The organism is Paraburkholderia sp. SG-MS1 (assembly GCF_012275575.1).
Taxonomy (GTDB): Bacteria; Pseudomonadota; Gammaproteobacteria; order Burkholderiales; family Burkholderiaceae; genus Paraburkholderia.
Genome location: NZ_NPIH01000016.1, coordinates 19,909 through 30,490 on the forward strand (window position 1 = coordinate 19,909; position 10,582 = coordinate 30,490).

Consider the following 10,582-nt stretch of genomic DNA (forward strand, 5'->3'; position numbering starts at 1 on the left):
GGAGTTAGCGTCGGCCCCCGTCGACGTTTGCAGTTTCGATGACGAGGCAAAGGAGAATGACGTGCTGCTCAAGGATAAGGTCGTGATCGTCACCGGCGGCTCGCGTGGCATCGGCCGCGCGATCGCCGTCGCGTGCGCCGCCGAAGGCGCGGACGTGGCGATCAACTACTGGGGCGATAACGACGCATCCTATGGACGCCGCTCCGCCGTCGCGGAGGTGGTCGAAGAAATAGAGGCGCTGGGGCGGCGCGTGATTGCGGTCGAGGGTAACGTCGCCGCGCGCGACACGGGCCAGCAACTCGTGCGCCAAACCGTCGCAGCATTCGGCAAGGTCGACGTGCTCGCGAGCAATGCGGGCATCTGCCCGTTCCATGCGTTTCTCGACATGCCGCCGGACGTGCTGGAATCGACGGTGGCGGTCAATCTGAACGGCGCGTTTTACGTCACGCAAGCCGCCGCGCAACAGATGAAAATGCAGGGCACGGGCGGCGCGATCGTCGCGACGAGTTCGATCAGCGCGTTGGTGGGCGGCGGCATGCAGACGCATTACACGCCGACCAAGGCGGGCGTGCATTCGCTGATGCAATCGTGCGCGGTCGCGTTGGGGCCGTACGGTATTCGCTGTAATTCGGTGATGCCGGGCACCATCGCGACCGACCTCAATGCGGAAGACCTCGCCGACGAAGCGAAGAAAGCGTACTTCGAAAAGCGTATTCCGCTTGGCCGCCTGGGACGTCCGGACGATGTCGCCGAGTGCGTGGTGTTTCTCGCGTCGGATCGCGCGCGTTACGTGACGGGCGCCGCGTTGCTGGTCGACGGCGGCCTGTTCGTCAACCTGCAGTAACGCGTGGAACCTGCGAATGTGCCAATACTGCGCGCGCTGCCGATCTCAATGCACCGGGTCAGGCGCGATCAGCGAGTCTGGCGCAGACAGCGCGGCGAGATCGTCGCAATCGCGAGCGAGCGTGCGCGAGAATCCGCGCAACAGATCGATGAAACGCAGCGCCGGTTCGGCGAGCGCTTCTTCCTTGCGCGTGAGAATGCCGAATCCGGCGAGACTCTTGCCGATTTCGAGCGGCAATGCGACCAGCAGCTTGCCGCGCAAATGATCGCGCACGACCGACTCAGGCAGCATCGCGACCGCGTCGTAATTCTCGAGCAGTTGCAGCGTGGCGAAGATCGACGCGCATTCCGTCAGGTTGACCGGCGTGGCGAGTCCGGCACGCGCGAGTTCTTCCTCGAACAGCACGCGCGCAGGGCTGGTGACGGGTTGTGCAACCCACGGCCAGTCCACCAGTTCGGACAACGTGATGCGCGTGCGCTGCGCGAGCGGATGCACCGAACGCACGACCAGCAGCAAAGTCTCGCGCGCGAGCGGTTCGAAACTGAAGTCGTTGTGTTGCAGCGGACTGGTCAGGCGGCCAAGCGCGAGATCCACCTCGCGGCGATGCAGCAATTGCACGACCTGGTCGCTGGTTTCGCCGAGGATGCGCACGTTCAGCAACGGGCTTTCGGTTTTCAGCGCGGCCACCGACATGGCCAGCAGATCGGGCGCGGCGCCCATGATCGCGCCGACGGTCAATTGCCCATGACCACCGCGGCGCTTGACGTCGAGGTCTTCGGCGAAGCGGGTCAATTCGGCCAGCGCGCGCCGCGCATAAGCGAGCGTGACGACGCCGAGCGGCGTGGGCGTCATGCCGCGCGCGTTGCGCTCGAACAGCAGGAAGCCGAACGCTTCTTCGATGTCGCCGAGCATGCGGCTCGCGCTCGGCTGCGCAACGTTGACGGCGTCGGCGGCCTGATGGAGGTTGCGCGTGTCGTCGAGTGCGACGAGCAGCGCGAGGTGCTTGAACTTGAGCCGGTTGACGAGTGCGACGGCAGCTGAATGTTGGCTCATGATCCGGGTGCGATTCGGTTTGTGGATCGCCCAATCCCAACTTCGGATTGAGTTGCTATCGACGCAGGAATTATAGTCGCATCAGACGCTTCTCCGGAAAGCGCCCCAATACGACGGGAGACAGGCCGCAATGGAAACAATCGCTTTGCGCATGGTGCTCAACCCCGGCATGCGCGAGGAATACGAACGCCGTCACGCGCACATCTGGCCCGAACTGGTTGATGCGTTGCACAACGCAGGGGTGCGAGACTACCGGATTTTCTTCGATCCGGACTCGAACTACCTTTTCGCCGTGCTGACGCGGACCTCCAATCACACGATGGACGAACTGCCGCAACTCGACGTGATGCGCAAATGGTGGGATTACATGGCAGACATCATGCAGACCGCGCCGGATCATACGCCGCTTCAGCAGTCGCTCGAACCGGTTTTTCATTTGAATTCACTGAGCTGACAGCTCACCGCACGACCAAGTTAATTGACATCGAAGTGACCCTCACTGGACGGAGCGTGCTGCATGCAGGTTGTCGATTCGCATATCCACTTGTGGGATCTGAAGACGCATCGCTATCCGTGGCTGGAAAACCCCGGCGTGTCGTTCGTGGGCGACGCGCGCGAGCTCAAGCACGACTACCTGCTCGACGATCTGCTCGGTGAAGCCGGCGATATCGACGTACTGAAACTGGTGCACGTCGAGGCGAATCACGATCCCGCCGATCCGGTCGAGGAGACGCGTTGGCTGCAGTCCATGGCGGATCGCGCGGACTCGCGCGGCATGCCGAACGCGATCGTCGCGGCGGTCGATCTGTCCGCGCCGAATGCGCCGGCGTGGCTCGAGGCGCACGCGTCGTTCGCCAACACGCGCGGCATCCGGCAGATCCTGAACGTGCACGAGAACAAGCTGTTCGATTACGTCGGCCGTCATTTCATGCGCGAGCCGCAGTGGCGCGAACATTTCGCGCTGCTGCGCCGGTATGACATGTCGTTCGACCTGCAACTGTATCCGGCGCAAATGGAAGAGGCCGCTGCGCTGGCGCGTGCGCACGGTGACACGCTCTTCATCGTCAACCATGCCGGTATGTTCGTGGATCGCAGCAGCGTCGCCGGGTATCGCGCGTGGCGCGACGGCATGCGCCTGCTCGCGGGTTGCCGCAACGTCGCGGTGAAGATCAGCGGGCTCGCGATGTTCGATCACCACTGGAGCGTCGAAAGCCTGCGGCCTTATGTGCTCGAAACGATCGATACGTTCGGCGTGGAGCGCGCGATGTTCGCGTCGAACTTCCCCGTCGACCGGCTGTTCGGCTCCTATACGGACTTGTGGCACGCGTATGCGGCGATCGTCGACGGTGCGAGCGTCGCGGAAAAAGAGGCGTTGTTTCGCCGGAATGCCGAGCGGTGTTATCGAATCTGATGCGGCTGCAGGCGCATCACGGACGCACCACGAACGCGAACAAGAAGGAGACAGGCAGTGCAGCAACCCACATCCGCTGTGCCGAGACTCGAACTGCGGCACGCGAGCAAATCATTCGGCCGCGTGCGTGCGCTATCGGACGGCGACCTCGCGCTCTGGCCGGGCGAAGTCCATGCGCTGCTCGGCGAGAACGGCGCGGGCAAGTCGACGCTCGTGAAGATTCTCGCCGGCGTGCATCAGCCGGACACCGGCGAGCTGCTGGTCTCCGGTGCGGCGCGCCGGTTCGCGACGCCCGCCGAAGCGCGCGACGCCGGGCTCGCGGTGATCTATCAGGAACCGACGCTGTTCTTCGATCTGTCGATTGCGGAAAATATCTTCATGGGGCGGCAGCCGGTCGATCGCGTCGGGCGCATTCAATACGACGCGATGCGCCGCGAGGTGGACGGCCTGCTCGCCTCGCTCGGCGTCGATCTGCGCGCGGATCAACTGGTGCGTGGTCTGTCCATTGCCGATCAGCAGGTGATCGAAATCGCCAAGGCGCTGTCGCTGAACGCCAACGTGCTGATCATGGACGAACCCACGGCAGCGCTGTCGCTGCCCGAAGTGGAGCGGCTCTTCGCGATCGTACGCAAGCTGCGCGAGCGCGACGTCGCGATCCTGTTCATCACGCACCGGCTCGACGAAGTATTCGCGCTGACACAACGCGTGACGATCATGCGCGACGGCGCGAAAGTGTTCGACGGACTGACCGCCGATCTCACCACCGAGTCGATCGTGGCAAAGATGGTCGGCCGCGATCTGGAGACGTTCTATCCGAAGGCCGACTGCGCGCCCGGCGAGGTACGGCTGTCGGTGCGCGGCCTCACGCGCGTGGGCGTCTTCAAGGACATTTCCTTCGACGTACGCGCGGGCGAGATCGTCGCGCTGGCTGGCCTCGTAGGTGCGGGACGCAGCGAAGTCGCGCGGGCGATCTTCGGCATCGATCCGCTCGATTCCGGCGAAGTCTGGCTCGGCGGCGAGCGCCTGGCGACGGGCCGGCCCGCCGCAGCGGTGCGCGCCGGCCTCGCGCTGGTGCCGGAGGACCGCCGCCAGCAGGGCCTCGCGCTGGAACTGAGCATCGCGCGCAATGCGTCGATGACGGTGCTCGGGCGGCTCGTCAAACACGGCCTCATCTCGACGCGCAGCGAGACGGACCTCGCCAACCGGTGGGGCACGCGGCTGCGCCTGAAAGCAGGCGATTCCAATGCACCGGTCGGCACGTTGTCGGGCGGCAACCAGCAGAAGGTCGTGCTCGGCAAGTGGCTCGCCACTGGCCCGAAAGTGCTGATCATCGACGAACCCACGCGCGGCATCGACGTCGGCGCCAAAGCCGAGGTGTATGGCGCGCTGGCGGAGCTGGTGCGCGACGGCATGGCCGTGCTGATGATTTCGAGTGAGTTGCCCGAAGTGCTCGGCATGGCCGATCGCGTGCTGGTGATGCACGAGGGACGTATCAGCGCGGATATAACGCGTGCCGATGCCGACGAGGAGCGCATCATGGGCGCCGCGCTCGGTCAATCGCTTCCTCCGTTGGGAGCCGCCGCATGATGCGCCATTCCTCGACTCATCCCGCGCCGGTTCAGCCGCCGCTGCCCAAACACTCCACCGGCGCGCCCGGCGGCTTCGTCGCGAGCCTCGCGAAGAGCCGCGAGACCACGCTGTTCGTCGTGCTGATTTTGCTGATCGTGGGGACGGGGCTCGCGAAGCCGCAGTTCCTGAATCCGCAGAATCTGCGCGACGTGCTGCTGAACGTGTCGATCATCAGCTTGCTGACAGCCGGCATGACCGTGGTGATATTGATGCGCCATATCGATCTGTCGGTCGGCTCGACGGTCGGCATCAGCGCGTATGCGGTCGGGAGCCTGTACGTCGCGTTTCCGCATATGCCGGTGCTGGTGGCGCTGGCGGCGGGGCTGGCGATCGGGCTCGTCGCGGGCGGCATCAACGCGCTGTTGGTCGCGGTGGGGCGCGTGCCTTCGCTGGTCGCCACGCTCTCGACGCTGTACATCTTTCGCGGCGCGGATTACGCGTGGGTGCACGGCGGCCAGATCAACGCGACCAGTTTGCCCGACGCGTATTCGCGTCTCGCGAGCGGCACGCTGCTCGGCATTCCGAACCTCGCGCTGATCGCGCTCGTCGTGCTGGTCGGCCTCGCGGTGTACCTGAAGCAGTTTCGCGGCGGCCGGGAGCACTACGCGATCGGCTCGAATCCCGAGGCCGCGCGTCTGGCCGGCGTCAACGTCGAGCGGCGCGTGATGTCGGGCTTCCTGTTGTCCGGCGCGATTGCCGGTTTTGCGGGCGCGTTGTGGCTGGCCCGTTTCGGCACCGTCGACGCCAGCACCGCGAAGGGCATCGAATTGCAGGTGGTCGCAGCGGCGGTGGTCGGCAGTGTCGCGATTACAGGCGGCGTCGGCACGATACTCGGCGCCACGCTCGGCGCGCTCGTGCTCGGCGTGATCAGCATCGCGCTGGTGGTGCTGCACGTGTCGCCGTTCTGGGAGCAGGCGATCGAAGGCGCGCTGATCGTCGCCGCCATCACGGTGGATACCTTGCTGGCCCGCTCCGTCGCCAAACGCATGATGAGGAAACGCGATCATGGCTAAACCCGATTCCGCGCTGCTCACCCGCAAACGTGAAACGCCGTTGCAATGGGAAGTGTTGCTGGTGATCGTGCTGATCCTGTCGCTCGGACTCGGGCGCTGGTTGTCGCCGGTGTTCCTCACCGGCGCGAATCTGAGCAACGTATTGGCCGATCTGACAGAGATCGCGTTGATGGCGCTGCCAATGACACTCATCATCGTCGCCGCAGAAATCGATCTGTCGGTGGCGTCGGTGCTGGGTGCGTCGAGCGCATTGATGGGCGTGCTGTGGCACATGGGCCTGCCGATGCCGGTCGTGATCGGACTCGTGCTGATCGCCGGCGCATTGGCCGGCCTGCTGAACGGGCTCGTGATCGTCAAGCTCAATCTCCCTTCGCTCGCGGTGACCATCGGTACGCTCGCGCTGTTTCGCGGCCTCGCGTATGTGCTGCTCGGCGATCAGGCGGTGGCGGATTTTCCGCCGGCTTATACGGCGTTCGGCATGGACACGGTCGGGGCGAGTTTCATTCCGTTGCCGTTCGTCATCGTGATCGTCGGCGCGGTGCTGTTCACCGTGTTGCTGCAGTCCACCGCGTTCGGTCGCAGCCTCTATGCGATCGGCGCGAATCCGACCGCTGCCGCGTTCTCCGGCATCGAAGTAGCGAAGATCCGCTTGCGTCTGTTCGTGCTGTCGGGCGTGATGAGCGCGCTGGCGGGCGTGGTTTACACCTTGCGCTTCACCAGCGCGCGCGGCGACAACGGCGAAGGTTTCGAGCTCTCGGTGATCGCGGCGGTGCTGTTCGGCGGCGTGAGCATCTTCGGTGGACGCGGTTCGATGATGGGCGTGCTGCTGTCGCTGCTGATCATCGGCGTGCTGAAAAACGCGCTGACGCTCGACGACGTGTCCAGCGAAACGCTGACTGTCGTCACCGGCGTGCTGCTGCTCGCGTCGGTGCTGATCCCGAATCTGGTTGCGCGCTGGCGTGCCGCGCGCGACCGGCGTTTCATCGCGAAATCGGCCGTTTCTTCATAACGTTTCAAAAAGGCGCAGGCAAAAGCAGGTTCAACAACTGATAACCCGGACACCACCACGTCCAACAACAAGGCAGGAGACACCTCATGTTCAAACCTCTTCTACGTCATACCGGCACGGCCGCACTCTGCGCCGCGTTGCTCGCGGCCAGTTGCATGGCGTCGGCCGCCGAGCTGAAAAGCGGCCTGAAAATCGCCTTCGTGCCGAAGCAGATCAACAACCCGTACGAAGTGATCGCCGACGACGGCGGCATGGCCGCAATCAAGGAATTCAAAGGCGTGGGCAAGGTGGTGGGGCCGTCGGATGCGGGCGCGTCGTCGCAGGTGCAGTACATCAATACGCTGATCACGCAGCGCCAGGACGCGATCGTGATCGCCGCCAATGACGCGAATGCGGTGGTGCCGTATTTGAAGAAAGCGATGGGGCAAGGCATCAAGGTCGTGACCTTCGACTCGGACACGGCGCCGGAGGGACGGCAACTGTTCGTCAATCAGGCGAACGCCGAAGGCATCGGCCGTGGCCAGGTGCAGCTGGTGGCGAAGCTGATGGGCGGCGAGGGCGAGTTCGCGGTGCTGTCGGCCACGCCGAACGCGACCAACCAGAACACGTGGATCAAGTGGATGCAGGAGGAACTGAAGAAGCCCGAGTATGCGAAGATCAAGCTCGTGAAAATCGCCTATGGTAACGACGACGATCAGAAGTCGTTCGTCGAAACGCAGGGCCTGCTGCAGGCGTATCCGAACCTGAAGGCGATCGTCGCGCCGACCACAGTCGGCATTGCCGCGGCCGCGCGCTATATCTCGTCGTCGTCGAGCAAGGGCAAGGTGGCGGTCACTGGTCTGGGCACGCCGAACCGGATGCGCGCGTTCGTGAAGAACGGCACCGTGAAAGCGTTCCAGCTGTGGGACCCGAACCAGCTCGGCTACCTGGCGGCTTACGCTGCGGCGGCGCTGTCGTCGGGTGCGATCAGCGGCAAGGAGGGCGAGTCGTTCGACGCCGGCAAGCTCGGCAAGCGCACGATCGGGCCGCAAGGCGAAATCATTCTAGGACCGCCGACCACGTTCGACGCGAGCAATATCGACAACTTCAATTTCTAGTTCGGACTGCGTGATGTCCATGCGATGTGCGGGGGATATCACGCGCGTAACGAATCGATGCGCGAGGCGCGTTGGGCGACGGTAGCCGCTCGCGCGCCTTATCCGCTAGCGGCGAATCGCAAAACGCCGCGCGTAAGCGGCCGACGTCGCGCCGCTGCCCCATACCTCACCGTCGATCAACACCCGCGTCATCTTCTCATCAGGCACCGCCACGTTCACGCGCGCGGCCGCCTCACGATACAACTGCGTCTGATTGATCCGTGCCGCGATCTGCGTGTAATCGGTGCGCGCGTCGATCATGCCCCAGCGTTCGAACTGTGTGAGAAACCATGCGCCTTCGAAGGGATGCGGATAGTTGACCGCGCCGTCGTCGAAGAAACGCACGGGTAGCGTGCGCGGCGCGACGGAGGCCATGCCGGCGACAGCGGCGCCGAGGCGGGCTGCAATCAAGCTTTCATCAATGCCGATATAGTCGGGCCGCGCAAGCCAGCGCGCGATGTCCTCGCGATGCCCCGCGCCGTCGAGCCAGCGGCACGCTTCGAGCATCGTCTGCACGAGCGCGCGGGTCGCGTTCGGATGTGTGTCGACGAAATCGCGCCGGCACGCGAGCACCTTCTCGGGATGATCAGGCCACACCTCGCTCGTGTACGCCACCGTTCTGCCGACGCGTTGCGCTTCTGCCAGCGCATTCCACGGCTCGCCGACACACAGGCCGTCGAGCTTGTCGTCGGCGAGCGCCGCAACCATTTGCGGCGGCGGAATCACGACGCTCTCGATGTCGCGCAACGGATCGACCCCGTGCGAGGCGAGCCAGTAATACAGCCACATCGCGTGTGTGCCGGTCGGGAAGGTCTGTGCGAACACCGGTTTGCGGCCGAGCGCCGCCAGCGCGCGAGGCAGCGTGCCGTGTTCGGCGAGCGCATCGGCGAGACGGTTCGACAGCGTGATGGCCTGGCCGTTGCGGTTGAGCACCGTCAGCACGGCCATTTCCGTGCGCGGCGCACCGAGCCCGAGTTCCACGCCGTACACGAGCCCATACAGCGCGTGCGCCGCGTCGAGATCGCCGGCCAGCAGTTTGTCGCGCACGGCCGCCCACGACGGCTGACGCTGGAGTTCGAGCGTCAGGCCGTGCGCGTGGCCGAACTCGAGGAGCTTCGCGGCGATGAGCGGCGCGGCGTCGGACAGCGCCACGAAGCCGAGCCGCAAATGGGTCTTTTCGAGCCGCCCTGAAGGAGACGATGCGGGCGGCGCGGCGAGGGGAGCGGGAGTAGTCATGAGCGGCGCTTCATTTGAGCGAGTCGGCCGACGCGACGACCGCGCGCGCGACTTCGGCGAGTTTGACGCCTTGGTTCATCGCGCGTTTGCGCAGGCAGGCGTAGGCGGCAGGTTCGGTGATCTTCTGCTGGTCCATCAGCAGGCGTTTCGCGCGGTCGATCAGCTTGCGTTCGGCGAGTTCGTTCTCGACTTGCGCGAGCCGTTCGCGCAACTGCGATTCCTGCGCGAAACGCGCAAGCGCGACTTCGAGGATCGGCGCGAGCCGCTCCGTCGCGAGGCCTTCGACGAGATAGGCGGTGACGCCCGCATTGACCGCGTCGCGGATCAACTGCTGATTGGCGTCGTGGCTGAACATCAGCACCGGGCGCGGCGCGGTGGCGTTCATCACAGCGAGTTGTTCGAGCGTGTCGCGCGACGGCGACTCCGTGTCGATGATGATGACGTCGGGCCGCTCGTTTTGCACCGCGCGGTGCAGCGCCTGGGGTGTCGCTGTCCCGGCCAGCATCTCGCAGCCGAGCCGGGCGAGGGCATCGCGCAGATCGCCGATCGGTTTGTCGGTATCGGTGACGAGGAGAACACGCAGCATGGAGTAGGGTTTATCGACGGCTGACTACTATCAAAGCAACAGATATGCCAAGCGGCGCCCCTCTGGCGTGGCGCTAAGGCAATCATGGGGTTGGCGGCGATCCACGGGTGGACCGGCTCAGCCCCCTGCACCCCCACGGGGCACGCGCCGCCGATGCACCGAAGCGGCGCATCGGCGCGCCACCCATGTCGTCAAGCCAGCGTCCGTAGCTGCGCGGCGAAAACGGCAGCGTCAGCGCCATCATCGTGACGACGCAGACGGCCAGCATGACCCAGGCGGCGCCGAAATCGCCGCTCCAGCTGCGCACGAGTCCGGCCACGACCGGTGCGATGGCCGCCACGAGAAAGCCGACGCCTTGCGTGAACGCGACCAGCTTGCCGGCCACGCGATGGTCGGTCGAGTGATCCATCGCGGTGACGAGCGTCAGCGAAAAAGTCCCGCCGAGCCCTGCGCCCGCGACGCCGACCCACAGCAGCGGCGCGGCGTCGGGCCAGATGATCAGACCCAGCAATCCGAACAGTTGCGCGGACAATCCCAGCATCAGCCACGGCCGCCGATCGCGGAACGACGCTGCCGCGAGCGGCAGCAGCAACGCCGCCGCGGCTTGAAAGACTGTCATGCCCGCCAGCAGCGAGCCGCTCGCCGCGACGCTCGCGCCGCGTTGC

The 10,582-nt window shown here is 65.1% G+C and carries 10 protein-coding genes and 1 pseudogene; 7 read left to right on the plus strand and 4 right to left on the minus strand.

What is annotated here, in order from left to right:
- Nucleotides 1–61 precede the first annotated feature (61 nt).
- The gene (locus CIC12_RS01465) at nucleotides 62–844 is read left to right on the plus strand and encodes a glucose 1-dehydrogenase (RefSeq protein ID WP_168661479.1); all 783 of its coding nucleotides are present in this window, start codon (nucleotides 62–64) and stop codon (nucleotides 842–844) included.
- A gap of 45 nt (nucleotides 845–889) precedes the next feature.
- Here CIC12_RS01465 and CIC12_RS01470 read toward each other — a convergent pair whose 3' ends face one another.
- Nucleotides 890–1,897: a LysR family transcriptional regulator gene (locus tag CIC12_RS01470; protein ID WP_168661481.1), complete on the minus strand. Its 1,008-nt coding sequence runs from the start codon at nucleotides 1,895–1,897 to the stop codon at nucleotides 890–892.
- A gap of 130 nt (nucleotides 1,898–2,027) precedes the next feature.
- Here CIC12_RS01470 and rhaM point away from each other — a divergent pair, with 130 nt between their 5' ends.
- The 6 genes from rhaM (at nucleotide 2,028) to rhaS (ending at nucleotide 8,056) form a co-directional block, all read left to right on the plus strand.
- Nucleotides 2,028–2,351, plus strand: coding sequence for an L-rhamnose mutarotase (gene rhaM / locus CIC12_RS01475; RefSeq protein ID WP_168661483.1), 324 nt, complete (start codon nucleotides 2,028–2,030; stop codon nucleotides 2,349–2,351).
- Between the two features lie 63 nt (nucleotides 2,352–2,414).
- Nucleotides 2,415–3,308 carry an amidohydrolase family protein gene (locus CIC12_RS01480; RefSeq protein ID WP_168661485.1) on the plus strand — a complete coding sequence of 298 codons (894 nt, stop codon included), beginning with the start codon at nucleotides 2,415–2,417 and terminating at the stop codon, nucleotides 3,306–3,308.
- A gap of 57 nt (nucleotides 3,309–3,365) precedes the next feature.
- Complete coding sequence (locus CIC12_RS01485) at nucleotides 3,366–4,895, plus strand: ATP-binding cassette domain-containing protein (protein ID WP_168661487.1); 1,530 nt, start codon at nucleotides 3,366–3,368, stop codon at nucleotides 4,893–4,895.
- Complete coding sequence (locus CIC12_RS01490) at nucleotides 4,892–5,950, plus strand: ABC transporter permease (protein ID WP_168661489.1); 1,059 nt, start codon at nucleotides 4,892–4,894, stop codon at nucleotides 5,948–5,950. Before CIC12_RS01485 ends, CIC12_RS01490 begins: the two co-directional genes overlap by 4 nt.
- Nucleotides 5,943–6,959 carry an ABC transporter permease gene (locus tag CIC12_RS01495; RefSeq protein WP_168661491.1) on the plus strand — a complete coding sequence of 339 codons (1,017 nt, stop codon included), beginning with the start codon at nucleotides 5,943–5,945 and terminating at the stop codon, nucleotides 6,957–6,959. The genes CIC12_RS01490 and CIC12_RS01495 overlap by 8 nt, the downstream gene beginning before the upstream one ends.
- Before the next feature lie 86 nt (nucleotides 6,960–7,045).
- A complete protein-coding gene (gene rhaS, locus CIC12_RS01500) occupies nucleotides 7,046–8,056 on the plus strand; it encodes a rhamnose ABC transporter substrate-binding protein (protein ID WP_168661493.1) in 1,011 nt (336 codons plus the stop codon).
- A 105-nt stretch (nucleotides 8,057–8,161) separates the two neighbouring features.
- Here rhaS and CIC12_RS01505 read toward each other — a convergent pair whose 3' ends face one another.
- The 3 genes and pseudogenes from CIC12_RS01505 to CIC12_RS01515 all read right to left on the minus strand — a co-directional run.
- On the minus strand, nucleotides 8,162–9,331 hold the full coding sequence (locus CIC12_RS01505) for a CmpA/NrtA family ABC transporter substrate-binding protein (protein ID WP_168661495.1): 1,170 nt from the start codon (nucleotides 9,329–9,331) through the stop codon (nucleotides 8,162–8,164).
- Nucleotides 9,332–9,341: 10 nt separating this feature from the next.
- Nucleotides 9,342–9,917, minus strand: a complete 576-nt coding sequence (locus tag CIC12_RS01510) for an ANTAR domain-containing response regulator (RefSeq protein WP_121323033.1) — start codon at nucleotides 9,915–9,917, stop codon at nucleotides 9,342–9,344.
- 82 nt (nucleotides 9,918–9,999) lie between these two features.
- A pseudogene (locus tag CIC12_RS01515) lies at nucleotides 10,000–10,582 on the minus strand (cyanate transporter); the annotation flags it as partial.

Coding starts and splice junctions, on each gene's coding strand:
- rhaM (WP_168661483.1), top strand. CDS start 2,028: ATGGAAACAATCGCTTTGCGCATGGTGCTCAACCCCGGCATGCGCGAG.
- CIC12_RS01505 (WP_168661495.1), bottom strand. CDS start 9,331: ATGACTACTCCCGCTCCCCTCGCCGCGCCGCCCGCATCGTCTCCTTCA.
- CIC12_RS01490 (WP_168661489.1), top strand. CDS start 4,892: ATGATGCGCCATTCCTCGACTCATCCCGCGCCGGTTCAGCCGCCGCTG.
- CIC12_RS01495 (WP_168661491.1), top strand. CDS start 5,943: ATGGCTAAACCCGATTCCGCGCTGCTCACCCGCAAACGTGAAACGCCG.
- CIC12_RS01470 (WP_168661481.1), bottom strand. CDS start 1,897: ATGAGCCAACATTCAGCTGCCGTCGCACTCGTCAACCGGCTCAAGTTC.
- CIC12_RS01510 (WP_121323033.1), bottom strand. CDS start 9,917: ATGCTGCGTGTTCTCCTCGTCACCGATACCGACAAACCGATCGGCGAT.
- rhaS (WP_168661493.1), top strand. CDS start 7,046: ATGTTCAAACCTCTTCTACGTCATACCGGCACGGCCGCACTCTGCGCC.
- CIC12_RS01480 (WP_168661485.1), top strand. CDS start 2,415: ATGCAGGTTGTCGATTCGCATATCCACTTGTGGGATCTGAAGACGCAT.